Raw genomic sequence first — 15,859 nt, 5'->3', positions numbered from 1 at the left:
TGCGGGGGCGTCTTCACGCGCGAATGCTCAGACCGAAGCGAAGGCGGCGACGGCGTTGTGGCCGCCGAAGCCGAACGAGTTGCTGATCGCGAGCTGCGGACCGTCGCCCAGCGGCGTCGGCGCGCCCGACAGACGGAACGGGACTGCGGGGTCCTGCTCGGTCATGTTGATCGTCGGGGGCGCGACGCGATCGCGGATGGCCAGAATCGTGAAGATGGCCTCCAGAGCGCCGGTACCGCCGAGGAGATGACCGGTCGAGGCCTTCGTCGCCGAGACCGGGATCTCATCGATGCGGTCGCCGAACACGCTCTTCAACGCGACGTACTCGTTCGGGTCTCCGACCGGCGTCGACGTGGCGTGGGCGTTGATGTGGGTCACGTCGTCCGGGGACGCGTCGGCCATGGCCAGCGCGAGGTTCACCGCGCGCGCGGCGCCGGTACCCTCGGGATCGTTCGCCGTGATGTGGTACGAGTCGGCCGTGACGCCGCCGCCGACGACAACCGCGTAGATCTTCGCGCCGCGCGCCTTGGCGTGCTCCTCGGTCTCCAGGATCAGCACACCGGCGCCCTCGCCCATGACGAACCCGTCGCGGTCGATGCTGCCCGGACGCGATGCCGTCTCGGGGGAGTCATTGCGCTTGGACAACGCCTGCATCGAGGAGAAGGACGCGATGGTGACGGGATGGATCACCGATTCGGTGCCTCCCGCGATCACCACGTCGGCGAGGCCGTCACGCAGGTGCTCGATGGCGTTGACGATCGACTCCGTGCTGGAGGCACACGCACTGGCGACCGTGCGCGCATAGGCGCGCGCACCGAAGTGCAGCGACAGGTTGCCCGCAGCAGCGTTGGGCATGAGCATCGGAACCGTCATCGGGAGCACCCGACGCGGGCCCTTCTCCCGAAGGGTGTCCCACGCGTCCAGGAGGGTCCACAGGCCGCCGATGCCGGTCGCGAAATCGACGCCGAGCCGCTCCGGGTCGACCTCCGGGCTCCCGGCATCCGCCCACGCTTCCATCGCCGCGACGAGCGCGAACTGCGACGACGGGTCGAGGCGCTTGGCGATCGGACGCTCGAGCACGGTGTCGGGACGCACCGCAGCCTGGGCCGCGAACGTGACGGGCAGGTTGTACTGCTCGACCCAGTCGTACTCGAGGGTGCGGGCGCCGGATGCGCCACCCAGCAGCGCGGACCAGCTCTCCGGCGCGGTCCCGCCGATGGGACTGGATGTGCCGATGCCGGTGACGACGATTCGGGGAATGCTCATGGTCTCCTCGGATGCTCCGGTGGGGGCACGACGGCCCCCACCGGGGTGCAGGTGGCGAGGCCTGAGGTCAGGCCTGGTTGGTGGTGATGAAGGTGACGGCGTCGCCGACGGTCTTGAGGTTCTTGACCTCTTCGTCGGGGATGGTCACGCCGAACTTCTCCTCGGCGTTGACGACGATCGTCATCATCGAGATCGAGTCGATGTCGAGGTCGTCCGTGAACGACTTCTCCAGCGCGACCTCGTCCGCCGAGATGCCGGTCTCGTCAGTGATGAGCTCGGCGAGTCCTGCGAGGACCTCGTCGTTGCTGAATGCCATGGGATTCTCCTTGTTTATCGGGGTTTCACCGGCCCTGCGGGGCCGACGTTCAGTCTAGGTGCGGCGACCGCCGCGACCGGGTATCTCGGGCCGTCAGGGAAGGACGACGACCTGTGCGCCGAAGACGAGTCCCGCGCCGAAACCGATCTGCAGTGCGAGGCCGCCCGACAGCTCCGGGTGCTCGGCGAGCAGGCGGTGCGTGGCGAGGGGGATGGATGCCGCTGAGGTGTTGCCGGTGGTCTCGATGTCGCGGCCGATCACGACGGTATCGGGAAGCTTCAGCTGCTTGGCGAACTCGTCGATGATGCGCATGTTGGCCTGGTGGGGCACGAACGCCGCGAGATCCGACGGCTGCACACCGGCTTCCTCGAGAGCTTGACGCGCGACCTTGACCATCTCCCACACGGCCCAGCGGAAGACCGTCGGCCCCTCCTGGCGGAGCGTCGGCCAGGGCGCCGTGCCGTCGCGGAACTCGGTGAGGGTGTGGTTCATCCCGACGGCATCCGACTTCGATCCGTCCGAGCCCCACACGGTCGGTCCGATGCCGGCGAACTCGCTGGGGCCGACGACGGCGGCTCCCGCGCCGTCGCCGAGCAGGAACGAGATGGAGCGATCGGTGGGGTCGACGACGTCGCTGAGCTTCTCCGCACCGACGACGACCGCGTAGTGCGCGGCACCCGCACGGATGAGGGCATCTGCCTGCGCCACGCCGTAGGCGAACCCGGCACACGCGGCGTTGAGGTCGTAGGCGGCGGCGGGGTTGGCGCCGATGCGGTCGGCGACGATCGCCGACACCGACGGCGTCTGCTTGGGGTTGGAGATCGTGGCGACGATCACGGCGTCGACGAGCGACGGGTCGATGCCGGCGGTGGCGATCGCTTCGGCAGCCGCGTCGGCGGCGAGGTCGATGGCGGTGGTCCCGGCGTTCGCGCGGACGCGCGTGATGATCCCGGTGCGCTGGCGGATCCACTCGTCGCTGGAGTCGATCGGGCCGACCAGGTCGTCGTTGGGTACGGCGTTCTCGCCGCGGGCCGCACCGTACGCGTAGATGCGGGTGTGGGCCGGTCCCGTCGGTTGCACGAGGGCCGGGCGGGTGGGCGCGTCGGTCACGCGTCGCCTCCTGTCAGCAGGGCGGCCGCAGCCGCGAGGTCATCGGGTGTCTTCACGGCCACGGTCGGAACTCCGCGCAGCGCACGCTTAGCGAGCCCGGTCAGGGTGCCGGCCGGCGCGAGCTCGATGATGCCGGTGACGCCCGCATCCGCGAAGGATTCCATGCACAGATCCCAGCGGACGGGAGAGGACACCTGCGCGACGAGCAGGTCGAGCGCCTCGCGACCGGAGGCCACACGGGCGCCGTCACGGTTCGTCCAGAGGGCGAGCACCGGGTCGGATGCCGTGAGCTCCGCGGCCGCCGTGCGCAGCGTGACCACCGCCGGTGCCATGTAAGAGGTGTGGAACGCGCCGGCTACCTGCAGCGGAATCACACGGCTGCCCGCGACGGGGTGAGCGGTGAGCTCTGCGAGAGCGTCCTGGGCGCCTGCGGCGACGATCTGGCCGGCGCCGTTGTGATTGGCGGGGGTGAGCTCCAGCTCGTCGAGAAGCGCGAGCACGCCGTCGCGGTCGCCGCCGAGGATCGCACTCATTCCGGTCTGCTCCTGCGCGGCCGCATCGGCCATGGCCCGACCACGCAGCCCGACCAGACGCATGCCGTCGTCCTCACTGACGACGCCGGCCGCGACCAGGGCAGCGACCTCGCCGACCGAATGACCGGCGACGCCGGCAGGCGCGGCGCCCGCGGCATCCTGGAGAGCCGAGTAGGAGAGCAGGCTCGCCGCCACGATCAAGGGCTGGGCGACCGCCGTGTCACGGATGCGTTCGGCATCCCACTCGGTGCCGGCGGCCACGAGGTCCACCTGCGCGGCCTCGGCGTAGCGCTCGAGGCGCTCGCGGGCACCCTCGAGTTCGAGCCAGGGTGTCAGGAACCCCGGGGTCTGCGAGCCCTGCCCGGGGAAGACGGTGATGATCACGTGCCTATCCTTCCAAGTTCTTCGCCGCCGCGCTGGCGACGACGTCACAACAAACGCGAAATGCTTTGTATCAGCTCGACAACGGCACGAGGCTCAGTCCGCGCGCGCGGACCGTCGCGCGGCGCTTCCGCGGCGGCGGGTCGCCTCCGTGCCGATGGAGCCGATGATGAGCGCCGTCTGCAGGATGAGCGCCTCGCGCGGCCCGGTCGCGTCCCATCCGATGACGTCGGAGACGCGCTTCAGCCGGTAGCGGACGGTGTTCGGGTGCACGAACAGCTCGCGCGCCGTCGCCTCCAGGGAGCGACCGTTGTCGAGGTAGCTCCACAGGGTGGTGACGAGGTCGGCGGAGTGCGCTTGCAGGGGACGGTAGATGCGGTCGACGAGGGTCGCCTTCGCCATGGCGTCACCCGCGAGGGCGCGCTCGGGCAGCAGGTCGTCGGCTTCCACCGGACGCGGCGCATGGCGCCACGCGCTGGCCACCGCGAAGCCCGCCAGCGCGGCGCGCGCGCTGAGCCCGGCATCCACGAGTGCAGGAACCGTCGGACCGAGCACGAGATGACCCGGGCCGAAACCCGGCTCCAGACGCAGGGCGATCTCCGGGAACGGCAGCTCCTCGGCGACGGGCTCTCGCCCCGGCAGCACGGCACGGCCGATCACCAGAACGAGACGGGAACCCTGCACGCCGATGAGGACGTCGACACCCAGCTTGCGTGCCACTCGACGCAGATGATCGACGTCCAGTTGCGGCGGAGTGGTGCCGACGAGAACCGCGACCTCGCCGTGGCCGTGCCAGCCGAGGGCGGCGATGCGGCTGGGCAGCTCCTCGTCGGCTTCGCCGGTGAGGATGGAGTCGACGACAAGGGCCTCCAGGCGCGCATCCCACAGCCCGCGCGCCTCCGCCGCCCGCGCGTACACGTCCGCGGAGGCGAAGGCGACCTCGCGGGAGAACAGCAGGATGCTCTCGCGGAGATCCTCCGCCTTTCCCGCGACGCGTTCCTCCGTGACGGCGACGGTGACGCGGATCAGCTGGAGAGTCTGCGTCAGGCTGACACTGCGCAGCAGCTCACGGGGAGCAGCGGCGAAGATGTCGGCAGCGATCCACGGCGTCGAGCCGGGATCCTCGTACCACTGGATGAACGACGCGATGCCCGCCTGCGCCACCAGGCCCACCGCCGAGCGACGGGCCGGAGGCATGTCGGCGTACCAGGGCAGCGACTCTTCGAGCCGCTTGATGGTCGCCGTGGCCAGGTCTCCGGAGACCCGGCGGAGCCACGCGAGTGTCTCCGCCTTCTCCTGAGGGGTGGGGCGGGCGGGCATCGAATCGATCAGCTTTCGCCGCCGGCGTTTCCGCTCGTTCCGGCGGTCACATCGTGCAGGCGGTACTTCTCGATCGCCTGTGCCGACAGCGACCGGTCGACGAGCCCTTCGTCGGCCAGCGCCTGCAGGGCACGGACGACGATGGACGGTCCGTCGATCTTGAAGAACCGACGCGCCGCGGCCCGGGTGTCGGAGAAGCCGAAGCCGTCCGCACCGAGGGTGACGTAGCGACGGGGAACCCACTCGCGGATCTGGTCCTGCACCGCGTGCATGTAGTCGCTGACGCCCAGGACGGGGCCCGCGGTGTCGCGAAGCTTCTCGGTGAGGTACGCGGTGCGCGGCTCGGCCAGCGGGTTCAGGAAGTTGTGCTCGTCGGCGGCGAGTCCGTCGCGGCGCAACTCCGTCCAGCTCGTGACCGACCACACATCGGCGGCCACGCCCCAGTCCTCGCGCAGCAGCTGCTGGGCCTCGAGCACCCACGGCACACCCACACCGGACGCGAGCAGCTGCACGCGATGTCCGTCACCGGCGCCCTCCGAGATGCGGTGGATGCCGCGGACGATGCCCTCGACGTCGACGCCCTCGGGCTCGGCCGGCTGCACCAGCGGCTCGTTGTAGAGCGTGATGTAGTACATGACGTTCGGATCGGGGTGGTTGCCGCCGTACATCCGCTCCAGGCCGGAGTGGACGATGTGGGCGATCTCGTACCCGTACGCGGGGTCGTACGACACCGTGGCCGGGTTCGTCGACGCGAGCAGGTGGGAGTGGCCGTCGGCGTGCTGAAGACCCTCACCGGTCAGCGTCGTGCGGCCGGCGGTGGCACCCATGATGAAACCCCGCGCCATCTGGTCGGCGGCGGCCCACTGGGCGTCGCCGGTGCGCTGGAAGCCGAACATCGAGTAGAAGATGTAGACCGGGATCAGCGGCTCGCCGTGCGTGGCATACGAGGTGCCCGTGCCGGTGAACGCCGCCACCGCTCCAGCCTCGTTGATGCCGACGTGCATGATCTGACCCTGCGGGCTCTCCTTGTAGGCGAGCAGCAGCTCCCGGTCGACCGACGTGTAGTTCTGACCGTTCGGGTTGTAGATCTTGGCGGTCGGGAAGAAGGCGTCCAAACCGAACGTGCGCGCCTCGTCGGGGATGATCGGCACGATGCGGTTGCCGAAGTCCTTCGAACGCAGCAGATCCTTCAGCAGGCGGACGAACGCCATGGTCGTGGCGACCTCCTGCGTTCCGGATCCCTTCTTCGGCAGTGCGTACGCGCTGTCGTCCGGGAGGCTGATCGGCACGTGGTGGATGCGGCGCTCGGGCAGGAACCCACCGAGCGCGCGACGCTTCTCCACCATGTACTGGATGGTCTCGTCCTCCATGCCCGGGTGGAAGTACGGCGGGGCGTACGGGTTCTCCTCGAGCTGGGCGTCGGAGACGGGGATGCGCATCGAGTCGCGGAAGTGCTTGAGGTCGTCGAGCGTCATCTTCTTCATCTGGTGCGTCGCGTTGCGCCCCTCGAAGTGGTGACCGAGCCCGTAGCCCTTGATGGTCTTGGCGAGGATGACCGTCGGCTGTCCCTTGTGCTCGGTCGCCGCCTTGTACGCCGCATAGAGCTTCTGGTAGTCCAGGCCGCCGCGGCGGAGCTTTCCCCAGATGTCCTCGTCGGACCAGTCGGTGACCATCGCCGCGGTGCGCTCGTCGCGACCGAAGAAGTGGTCGCGGATGAACTTGCCGTCCTCGGCGCGGTACGTCTGGAAATCACCGTCGGGGGTGGTGTTCATGAGGCGAACGAGCGCGCCATCGGTGTCCACCTGCAACAGCTCGTCCCAGCCGCGACCCCAGACGACCTTGATGACGTTCCAGCCCGCGCCGCGGAAGAACGCCTCGAGCTCCTGGATGATCTTGCCGTTTCCGCGCACCGGGCCGTCGAGGCGCTGCAGGTTGCAGTTCACGACGAACGTGAGGTTGTCCAGGCCCTCGTTGGCCGCGACCTGGAGCTGTCCGCGGCTTTCGACCTCATCCATCTCACCGTCGCCGAGGAAAGCCCACACGCGCGAGTTCGAGAGATCCTTGATCCCTCGGTTGGTGAGGTACTTGTTGGTCATCGCCTGATAGATCGCGTTGATCGGGCCGAGACCCATCGACACGGTCGGGAACTGCCAGTACTCCGGCATCAGGCGGGGGTGGGGGTAAGAGGGGATGCCGTCGGGCGCCTTCGACTTCTCCTGCCGGAAGCCGTCGAGCTGATCGGCCGACAGCCGTCCCTCGAGGAACGAACGGGCGTAGATGCCGGGGGAGGCGTGCCCCTGGATGAAGATCTGGTCTCCACCGTTGGGGTCGTCGAGACCACGGAAGAAGTGGTTGAAGCCGACTTCGTACAGCGAGGCGGACGACGCGTAGGTGGAGATGTGACCTCCGACGCCGATGCCCGGACGCTGCGCGCGATGCACGGTCAGTGCAGCGTTCCAGCGGATCCACCGGCGATACCGGCGCTCGAGCTCCTCGTCACCGGGGAACTCGGGCTCGTTCTCCGGGGCGATCGTGTTGATGTAGTCGGTCGTGGGCACCTGGGGAACGTTCAGCTGCAGCTCGTGCGACTTGTTGAGCAGGCTGAGCATGATTTCGCGGCCACGCCCGGCGCCCTTGCTGTCGACGAGCTGCTGGAGCGATTCCTGCCACTCGTGCGTCTCCTCGGGGTCGCTGTCCTGCGGGCCCTGGGAGTACGGATCCTGATCGTTGACCGTCACGAGACACCTTTCTTCGTCTGGCAGATCATGCCAGGGACGGGGCTTCTGATACGCGCGGCTTTGTGCAGCGTCGACAACGCATCCTGGATCAGCCTAGTCACATCTCGATGGAGTGGATCGCGACCGCGGCGAGTGAACCCGACCCGACCCGAAGTTCGTCAGATGACGGGGCCCCGCGAGCCCCGAGCGAACGGTGAGTGGGCCCTGCCGGGATCGAACCGACGACATCCACGGTGTAAACGTGGCGCTCTACCAGCTGAGCTAAAGGCCCTGACCTCGACAGTCTACGAGTTGGTGGCGCTCACCCGTCGCGTCCGACCACCTTCGGCTCGGCGGGGTTGAGGTACGGATCGCCGTCCTTTCCGAGCCGCGAGTGGCGGCGCGAGTAGGCGAAGTACACCACGAAGCCGATGACCAGCCAGATGAGGAACCGCAGCCACGTCTCCACGGTCAGGTTGAGCATCAGGTACACGCAGATGATCGCGGACAGTATCGGGAGCACCGGGCTCCACGGGACGCGGAAGCCGCGCTCCAGGTCGGGCCGGGTGCGGCGGAGCACGACCACGCCGACGGAGACGAGCACGAAGGCCGAGAGCGTGCCGATGTTCACCATCTCCTCGAGCACGCCGACGGGCGTGAGCCCGGCGACCAGGGCAACGATGACGGTGACGATGATCGAGATGATCCACGGGGTCCGACGGGTCCGATGCACCTTCGCGAGACGGGGGGGGAGCAGACCGTCGCGCGACATCGCGAAGATGATCCGCGTCGCGCCGATCAACAGCGTCAGCACCACCGTCGTCAGGCCCGCGACCGCTCCCGCCGAGATGACCGTCGCCATCCAGGTCTGCCCGTGGAAGGCGAAGGCGTTCGCGAGGGCAGCGGCCGGGTCGAGTTCGTCGAAGCGGACCATGCCCGTCACCACCAGTGCCACCGCACAGTAGAGCAACGTGCAGATCGCGAGCGACGCGATGATGCCGATGGGCAGATCGCGCTGCGGGTTCTTGGTCTCCTCCGCTGTGGTGGCGACCACATCGAAGCCGATGTAGGCGAAGAAGACGAGTGCCGCGCCCGCGAAGATGCCGCCGACGCCGAAGGCCATGGGCGCCGAGCCGGAGATGAACTGCAGCAGCGGCTGCATCAGGCCCGTCGCGGCCTCGCGGGGCGCGGCATCCGGCACGAACGGCGCGTAGTTCGCGGGGTTGACGAACATGATGCCCGCGACGATCACGAACAGGACGATGAAGAGCTTCACGCCGACCAGCACCAGGTTGACGCGCATCGACTCCCGGATGCCGATCGTCATCAGCACGCCGAGGACGATCACGAGGAGGATCGCCATCACGTCGACGGTGCCGCCGTAGCCGATCGCCTCGGGAAGAGGGATGCCGAGTTGCCCGAGGAGAACGCCGAGGTAGGCGCTCCACCCCTGAGCCACGACACTCGCGCCGAGGAACATCTCCAGGATGAGGTCCCACCCGATGATCCAGGCGAACAGTTCGCCGAGCGACGCGTAGGAGAAGGTGTAGGCGGAACCCGAGACCGGAACGGTGGAGGCGAACTCGGCGTAGCACATCGCCGCCAGCGCGCACGCGATCGCCGCGACGACGAAGCTGACCACGACGGCGGGGCCGGCCACCTCGTGGGCAGCGCGACCGGTCAGCGTGAAGATGCCGGCACCGATGACGACACCGACACCGAAAACCGTGAGATCGAGAGCCGACAGCGATTTGCGCAGCCGGAACTCCGGCTCTTCGGTATCGGCGATGGACCGCTCGATGGACTTCGTGCGCATCAGGCTCATGCCGTCTCCTCCGCGAGAACGAACGACGCCCTCGCGGCGCCGCGGTCGGTGTGGTCATGCTAGTGCGGCTCGGCCGCGCCCGGGGCTGGCTGTCCACGTGTCGCGGTAGGTTGGGACCGTGAAGTCCCGACCCGCAGACCAGCAGCTCCTGCTCGAACTCGCGAGCCTCGACGGCGTGATCAGCGCCGCCGAACGCGCCCGACGCTCGCCCGAGCAGGCGCGCCGCGTTCAGGAGCTGCTCGCTCGCCGTCAGAGCATGTCGGCAGAGCTCACGACCCTGCTCGGACAGCGCGACGACATCACCGCCGAACTGGCGCGTGTGGAGTCGGATGTGGCCGTGGTCGACGTGCGGGCTGCCCGCGACACCGAACGACTCGCGTCCTCGGCGAACGCGAAGGAAGCCCAGAGCCTCGAGCACGAGTTGGCTTCGCTCGCAAAGCGCAAGAGCGATCTCGAGGATGCCGAAATCGAACTCATGGAGCGGCTCGAGACGGCCCAGTCCGCCGTCGCCGTGCAGGAAGAGGCGATCTCCGCGGTGAACGAGGAAGGCGCCCGCCTCAGTGCCGCGGCGAAGGAAGCCGTCACCGCGGCCACTGCCCGCGCAGAAGCGTCCTCGCGCGACCGTGCGGTGGTCGCAGCGCGCGTGCCCGCCGATCTGCTGGCGATGTACGACCGTCTCGCTGCCCGCGGCGTCGGGGCCGGGCTCCTGCACCGGAAGACCTGTGAGGCGTGCCGAATGGTCCTCTCGGGAACCGATCTGCAGACGATCCGGCAGGCGTCCTCCGACGACGTCGTGACCTGTCCGGAGTGCGGCGCGATCCTGGTGCGCACCGACGAATCGGGGTTGTGACGACCAGCAGCGCGGCCACGATCGCGCCGCGCTGGCGCCTCGTGGCGAGCGAGGGGGACACCGTCGTCATCACCACGGTCGACACCGACCTCGAGGTCACACACGTGGAGCGTCGCCCGCGCGCACAGTGGTGGGACACGGATGACACCCGCACGCGATGGGTGTGGTCGGACACGAACCGTTGGTATCCCGGCATCCTGGCCGCGCACTCGGTCGTCGCGCGCTGCCACGATCTCCGCCTGGCGCACGCGATCCTCCACCGCAGTGCGCTCGTCGCCGATCAGGATGCCCTGCGGGCCGCACCGAGATGGGATGTCGCCGGCGCGGAGGAGACGCCGCCGCCCCGCGCTCCGACCCTGTTCGACGTCGAGGGGGCGCCGGCGAGCGGTGTGCCCGATGATCCCGACGAGGTGCTCGCCGAGTTCCGACGCCAGCAGCAGGCGATACGCGGCTCATCCGAAGCCGCGCGGTTGCGTCTGCTCGTGGCCGCCGAATCCGCCGGCGCGCTCTTGGCCGTCGAGATGCACAGCGCCGGTGTGCCGTGGGATCGTCGGACGCACGAACGCATCCTTGAGGAGACGCTCGGTACACGGCCGTCGCCGGGAGAACAGCCCGAGCGTGTGCGCGAGGCTGCGCAGCGCGTCCGCGCCGCGCTCCAGGACCCGTCCGCCAACCTCGACTCCCAGCCCAAGCTCCTGCGGAGCCTTCACCGTGTCGGCATCAGCGCCGAGTCGACCAACAGGTGGGAGCTCGCGGAGTACGACCATCCGGCGATCGCCCCCCTTCTGGTCTACAAGAAGCTGACACGGCTGATGAGCGCGAACGGCTGGGTGTGGCTGGACGAGTGGGCCGCGGACGGTCGGTTCCGTCCCGTGTACGTTCCCGGTGGCGTGGTCACCGGGAGATGGGCATCGTCCGGGGGAGGAGCGCTGCAGATCCCACGCCAGCTGCGTCCCGCGGTGCGCGCAGACCCGGGCTGGACTCTCGTCGTCGCCGACGTGGCACAGCTGGAACCCCGCGTCCTGGCGGCGATGGCGTCGGACGAGGCCCTGGCCGGCGCGGCACGCGGCCAGGACCTGTACGAGGGCATCGTCAATAGCGGCGTCGTCCGCACGCGGCAGGAGGCGAAGATCGCCGTCCTCGGGGCGATGTACGGAGCGACCACCGGCGACAGCGGACGCCTGGTACCCGCGCTGCGACGCGCCTACCCGCGCGCCATGGGTCTGGTGGATGCCGCGGCCACGACCGGTGAGCAGGGCGGCGTGGTCTCGACGTGGCTCGGACGGACCAGCCCGCGGGCGACGGCGCAGTGGCGTGATGTCCAGGCTGCGGCCGCACTGCCGGAGGCGACGGAGAGCGATCGGACGCGGGCACGCCGCGCCGCGCGCGATCGCGGGCGCTTCACTCGCAATTTCGTGGTCCAGGGCACGGCAGCCGAGTGGGCGCTCGCGTGGCTCGCCGACCTCCGTGGTCGTCTGGCGGCTCTCCCGCCGGTCGGCGCGAACGATGCGGCGCGGAACTCCGCCGCCGTGTTCGAGAGGCGCCCGCACCTGGCCTTCTTCCTCCACGACGAGATCATCGTGCACACGCCAGTCGTCTACGCCGACGCCGTGGCAGACGCCGTGCGCCAGGCCGCCGACGGAGCGGCTCGCCTGCTCTTCGGACGATTCCCGATCGATTTCCCCCTCGACCTGCGTATCGCACAGGACGCGGCCAAAAGCTGACGCAGCGCCGGGGCGCTCGCTGCCCGACGTGCTCAGCCGCACGCAGGGGTGGCCGCCTCCGCGACACGGACGTCGTTCATCATCGGCGTGTGCACGAGCACCGGTCGCAGCTGCGCGCCGTTCTTCGCGACGAACCCGAACGCGAGCGTCCTCTGCTCGCCGGGGCGCAGCGTCACCCGCGCCAATGAGGCGGAGGAGTCACTGCCATCGGCCGCGGTCGCCGAGACGTCCGCGCCGTCCAGCGTCACACCGCCGACGAACCACTCGCGGGGGACCATCACCGTCACGTCGGTCGTGATGTCTCCGGGCTCAGCGGGGTTGGCCGCACCCGTCATCGACTCAGCGAAGGTCCGCGCGTTCGCCGGGGCTGCGCTCGCGAGCCGCACGGAGACCGTCACATCGGCGGCGCCGTCCGCACGGCAAATTCGCACGGACGTCGCGAGATCGACATGGAGGAAAGTGTCCATCTTTCCGGTCGTCGCGTCGTTGAAGTAGACGCCCACGGCATCGGGCCCGGCGGCCCGGAGCCTTCCCCGCGTCCCCGAAAACGCCCCGTTCGCCACCGCGGATTGTTCGTCCCCGTGCGCACTGAAGATCGAGATGCGCCCCTCGGCGATCGGCTTCGCGAGAGCGCGCATCCAGCGAAGAGGATCGATCGGTGACGACGTGATCTGAGCGAAGAGGCGGTCGAAGAGATCGCGTTGCACCGCCGTCTGCTCGGCTGGCGTCTTGTCGAGGTACGGCCTGACGAGCACGTCACCGACGACGTCGGACGGATCGACGGTCGTGCCGTCGGCGAGGGTAATCGGCCCGCTGATCGTGAGCATCGCGGTGAGCACCGCAGGGTCGATGGCGACCACGGCATCCGGTGCCGGACGACCGATCGACTGCCACCAGGCAGAGGCCAACCGCGCACTCAGGGCGAAGTCGGCAGTCATGGTCGCGTTCATGACGAATCGTCCTGGGGCCTGACCGTACAAGGCGACGAGATCGCCGGGTAGCTCGGCGATCGGCGCCTCCCGATGTGGGAAGACGCTCGAGTCGACCTGGTCGACCACCGTGAGCCGATCGCCGTCGGCGCGCAACAGGATGAACGATCCCGTGATGCCGCCGCCGGTGCGCGCTTCGGCTGTGTTCTGCACCATCACCAGGATCGTGCGGGCCCCGTTCGCTCCCATCATCGCCGGCATGACCTGCACCGCAGAGGCTGCGTCCGCCACCGTCGGAGCCGCCGCAGCGACCGCCTCGCGGATCCGCTCGGTCGCCGCCCCCACCGGTTCGATGAGATCGTCGGTCGACACGGCACCCAGTGAGGCATCGACACGAGAGAAGACGGCAGCGAACTCTTTCACGGGGTCCGCCGCCGCCGACACCGCCGACAGGTCGAGCGCTCCCTGGCCGTCGTGCGCCTGCATCGCCGCGCTGAGCACCGGAAGCGCGGCAGCGGCTATGTCGCGAACGCTCTCCGCGACGATCCGCATCGCCGCGGTGTTGGCTCCGACGACAGGGACCGACTCGGTGGTGCGCCACAGCGGATCGGACGTCAGCTCAGCGGCGCGACGCGCGTGCTGTTCGGCGTCGGTCACGACGGCGGCGAGTACGCCGGCGTCGCCCGCCGCGATCGCCGAGGTCAGCCGAGGTTGGAGGGCGGCGAGGTCATCGAGCTCGCCTTTCGCCATCCACCCGCGGATCCCGAGCCATGCCGCCGCCAGCACCATGACGCCCACCGCACCCGCGACGACGACCGCGATGCGCCGCCGACGCAGACGCCGGCGGACGCGATCGGGAGCTCCCGCTGAGCCGGTCGCGGCGTCAGTCACGGGCGCGACGGGTGCGGCGCACGTACAGCAGCACGCCTCCACCGACGACCAGGATGACCGCGCCGCCGAGGAGCGGAAGCACCGCGGCGATGTTGCCGCCCGTCGCCGGCAATGACATGCCGGCCGCAGCGACGGCGCCCGACGTGCCCACGCCCGCCGGATCGGTCAGACAGGCCGACGTCGACGGCGGGTACGACAGCGCCACACGCAGCGTCGGGTTCACCTCGACCACGGCGGAGATGTCACCCCGGGTCCAGGCGAAGTTTCCGGGCGACGCGACCCATTGACCGTTCTCGAACGACCACCCGGGCCATCCGTTGCCGACGCCGTTCGCGTCGACCGACGCGCCGGGCCACAGGACGCGCCCCGACAGTCGCCCGTTGACCAGCTCTCCGAGCGGAATCGTCGTCGATTGGCTGCCGTCGCTCAGCACGAGCCTCGCCGTGTGGCTCGTGGCGATCCCGTCGGGATCGTCGAGCACGACCGAGTAGTCGATCCACGGCACGTTGGCTTCGCACGACGGCGCGACCATGGTCCCGCTCAGCGACGGCGACGGCGGCGTATCGGGTCCGTACCCGTCGGTGTCTGCAGCGGCCGCGGCCGTCGCACCCCCCGACAGCATCAGGACAGCAAGAACAGCGGACAGTGCGTACTTACGCATGATGAATGCCTCCCCCAGGCGATCCGAGCCCAAACCCCCCAGCCGGGTCTCGTGGCGCCACCGTACCACGATCGAGCGGTGCGGACCAGTAGGATCGGGGGAGCGAATGGGTCGGCTGGACGGTCGCGTGGCGGGGTCACCCGCACCGAGGAACGTCCGGGCTCCACAGGGCAGGGCGGTGGGTAACACCCACCCGGAGCAATCCGCGAGACAGTGCCACAGAGAGCAGACCGCCCCGGACTCCGCTGGTCGGAGGGCCGGGGTAAGGGTGAAAGGGTGGTGTAAGAGACCACCGGGATCGTGGTGACACGATCCGCACGGTAAACCTCGCCCGGAGCAAGGCCAGACAGGGGATGCCGACGCGGCTCGCCGAGTCCCCGGGTAGGCCGCTGGAGCGGCGCGGCAACGTGTCGCCGAGAGAGATGACCGTCCACGGAGCGTGAGCTCCCGGACAGAACCCGGCGTACAGGCCGGCCCATTCGCCCCCGGTGGTCAGACCGCCAGAGCGGCGGCGCCGATGATGCCGGCGTTGTTGCGGTGCGTCGCGGGCACGATCGGTGTCGTGAGCTTCAGCATCGGAAGGAACTCATCGGCGTGCTTGGAGACGCCGCCGCCGACGATGAAGAGGTCGGGGCTGAGCAGGAACTCGAGGTAGCTGTAGTACCACTGCAGGCGCTTCGCCCACATCTTCCACGTCAACTCGTCGCGCTCCATCGCCGAGTACGCGGCCCACGCCTCGGCATCCTTGCCATGGTTCGCGCGCTGCAGGTGGCCGAGCTCCGCGTTCGGGATGAGCGCGCCGTTGTAGAGCATCGCCGTGCCGATGCCCGTGCCGAGCGTGGTCAGCAGCACGAGGCCGGGCACGTCGCGCGCGGCACCGTAGCGGGCCTCGGCCACACCGGCGACGTCCGCATCGTTGGCGAAGTGGATCTCTCGCCCCAGGCCGTCCTCGAAGAACTTCTCCGCCTCGAACCCCACCCACGTCTCGGCGACGTTCGCCGCAGACAGGGTCTTGCCATTCTTGACGATCGCCGGGAAAGCGACGCCAAGCGGAATGTCGGCATCGCTGACACCGAGCGTCTCGAGGACCGTCTTGACGGCGGCCAGCACATCGTTCGGCTCGGCGCCGGCGGGCGTCGGCACCTTGACGCGCTCGCTGAGGAGGTTTCCCCCTTCGAGATCCACGAGGGCACCCTTGATGCCGGTTCCGCCGATGTCCACACCGACCGCGCGGGTCGCCTTCGTCGTCATGGCATCCAGCCTATCCAGGTCGTCGGCACCGCTCGTTAGGATCGAGCCAGAGCCCGCGGATCGGGAATGGTGGGCGAACGCCCCG

At 69.3% G+C, this 15,859-nt stretch carries 12 protein-coding genes, 1 tRNA gene and 1 other RNA gene; 3 read left to right on the top strand and 11 right to left on the bottom strand.

The window, feature by feature from the left end; all coding sequences use genetic code 11:
- Nucleotides 1-27: 27 nt before the first annotated feature.
- From JOE53_RS05960 to JOE53_RS05925, 8 genes are all read right to left on the bottom strand, one after another.
- On the bottom strand, nucleotides 28-1,266 hold the full coding sequence (locus tag JOE53_RS05960; protein WP_204947087.1) for a beta-ketoacyl-[acyl-carrier-protein] synthase family protein: 1,239 nt from the start codon (nucleotides 1,264-1,266) through the stop codon (nucleotides 28-30).
- A 67-nt stretch (nucleotides 1,267-1,333) separates the two neighbouring features.
- Entirely contained in the window at nucleotides 1,334-1,582 is a 249-nt protein-coding gene (locus tag JOE53_RS05955) for an acyl carrier protein (protein WP_005049448.1), read from the bottom strand.
- A 93-nt stretch (nucleotides 1,583-1,675) separates the two neighbouring features.
- Nucleotides 1,676-2,692: a beta-ketoacyl-ACP synthase III gene (locus JOE53_RS05950; RefSeq protein WP_061683178.1), complete on the bottom strand. Its 1,017-nt coding sequence runs from the start codon at nucleotides 2,690-2,692 to the stop codon at nucleotides 1,676-1,678.
- Nucleotides 2,689-3,609, bottom strand: a complete 921-nt coding sequence (locus JOE53_RS05945) for an ACP S-malonyltransferase (RefSeq protein WP_204947086.1) — start codon at nucleotides 3,607-3,609, stop codon at nucleotides 2,689-2,691. The genes JOE53_RS05950 and JOE53_RS05945 overlap by 4 nt, the downstream gene beginning before the upstream one ends.
- Nucleotides 3,610-3,702: 93 nt before the next feature.
- Complete coding sequence (locus JOE53_RS05940; RefSeq protein WP_204947085.1) at nucleotides 3,703-4,926, bottom strand: PucR family transcriptional regulator; 1,224 nt, start codon at nucleotides 4,924-4,926, stop codon at nucleotides 3,703-3,705.
- An 8-nt stretch (nucleotides 4,927-4,934) separates the two neighbouring features.
- Nucleotides 4,935-7,664: a pyruvate dehydrogenase (acetyl-transferring), homodimeric type gene (gene aceE, locus JOE53_RS05935; protein WP_204947083.1), complete on the bottom strand. Its 2,730-nt coding sequence runs from the start codon at nucleotides 7,662-7,664 to the stop codon at nucleotides 4,935-4,937.
- Between the two features lie 198 nt (nucleotides 7,665-7,862).
- Nucleotides 7,863-7,935, bottom strand: a tRNA-Val gene (locus JOE53_RS05930).
- Between the two features lie 30 nt (nucleotides 7,936-7,965).
- Nucleotides 7,966-9,468 (bottom strand): amino acid permease, encoded by a 1,503-nt coding sequence (locus JOE53_RS05925; RefSeq protein WP_204947082.1) that lies wholly within the window; start codon nucleotides 9,466-9,468, stop codon nucleotides 7,966-7,968.
- A gap of 118 nt (nucleotides 9,469-9,586) precedes the next feature.
- On the opposite strand from JOE53_RS05925, the gene JOE53_RS05920 reads away from it, so the two are divergent.
- Together JOE53_RS05920 and JOE53_RS05915 are read left to right on the top strand one after the other, a co-directional pair.
- Entirely contained in the window at nucleotides 9,587-10,318 is a 732-nt protein-coding gene (locus JOE53_RS05920; protein WP_204947081.1) for a zinc ribbon domain-containing protein, read from the top strand.
- Nucleotides 10,315-12,042 carry a bifunctional 3'-5' exonuclease/DNA polymerase gene (locus tag JOE53_RS05915; RefSeq protein WP_204947080.1) on the top strand — a complete coding sequence of 576 codons (1,728 nt, stop codon included), beginning with the start codon at nucleotides 10,315-10,317 and terminating at the stop codon, nucleotides 12,040-12,042. Before JOE53_RS05920 ends, JOE53_RS05915 begins: the two co-directional genes overlap by 4 nt.
- 32 nt (nucleotides 12,043-12,074) lie before the next feature.
- Here the strand turns inward: JOE53_RS05915 and JOE53_RS05910 are convergent, their stop codons facing one another.
- On the bottom strand, nucleotides 12,075-13,862 hold the full coding sequence (locus JOE53_RS05910; RefSeq protein WP_204947079.1) for a DUF4012 domain-containing protein: 1,788 nt from the start codon (nucleotides 13,860-13,862) through the stop codon (nucleotides 12,075-12,077).
- Nucleotides 13,855-14,523, bottom strand: coding sequence for an LPXTG cell wall anchor domain-containing protein (locus JOE53_RS05905; protein WP_204947077.1), 669 nt, complete (start codon nucleotides 14,521-14,523; stop codon nucleotides 13,855-13,857). The genes JOE53_RS05910 and JOE53_RS05905 overlap by 8 nt, the downstream gene beginning before the upstream one ends.
- Before the next feature lie 107 nt (nucleotides 14,524-14,630).
- Between JOE53_RS05905 and rnpB the strand changes: the two genes are divergently transcribed.
- Nucleotides 14,631-15,005: RNase P RNA component class A (gene rnpB, locus JOE53_RS05900), an RNA gene on the top strand.
- A gap of 10 nt (nucleotides 15,006-15,015) precedes the next feature.
- Here rnpB and ppgK read toward each other — a convergent pair.
- On the bottom strand, nucleotides 15,016-15,774 hold the full coding sequence (gene ppgK, locus JOE53_RS05895) for a polyphosphate--glucose phosphotransferase (RefSeq protein WP_204947075.1): 759 nt from the start codon (nucleotides 15,772-15,774) through the stop codon (nucleotides 15,016-15,018).
- Between the last annotated feature and the right edge of the window lie 85 nt (nucleotides 15,775-15,859).

This window comes from Microbacterium laevaniformans (genome assembly GCF_016907555.1).
In the GTDB taxonomy this organism is placed as follows: Bacteria; Actinomycetota; Actinomycetes; order Actinomycetales; family Microbacteriaceae; genus Microbacterium; species Microbacterium laevaniformans.
The sequence above is the reverse complement of the archived record's forward strand: the minus strand, read 5'-3'. Positions and strand labels throughout refer to the sequence as shown.

What these genes read in the sequence shown, in the direction of transcription:
- JOE53_RS05940 (WP_204947085.1), bottom strand. Translation starts at nt 4,926, where the DNA reads ATGCCCGCCCGCCCCACCCCTCAGGAGAAGGCGGAGACACTCGCGTGG.
- JOE53_RS05955 (WP_005049448.1), bottom strand. Translation starts at nt 1,582, where the DNA reads ATGGCATTCAGCAACGACGAGGTCCTCGCAGGACTCGCCGAGCTCATC.
- ppgK (WP_204947075.1), bottom strand. Translation starts at nt 15,774, where the DNA reads ATGACGACGAAGGCGACCCGCGCGGTCGGTGTGGACATCGGCGGAACC.
- JOE53_RS05925 (WP_204947082.1), bottom strand. Translation starts at nt 9,468, where the DNA reads ATGAGCCTGATGCGCACGAAGTCCATCGAGCGGTCCATCGCCGATACC.
- JOE53_RS05960 (WP_204947087.1), bottom strand. Translation starts at nt 1,266, where the DNA reads ATGAGCATTCCCCGAATCGTCGTCACCGGCATCGGCACATCCAGTCCC.
- JOE53_RS05905 (WP_204947077.1), bottom strand. Translation starts at nt 14,523, where the DNA reads ATGCGTAAGTACGCACTGTCCGCTGTTCTTGCTGTCCTGATGCTGTCG.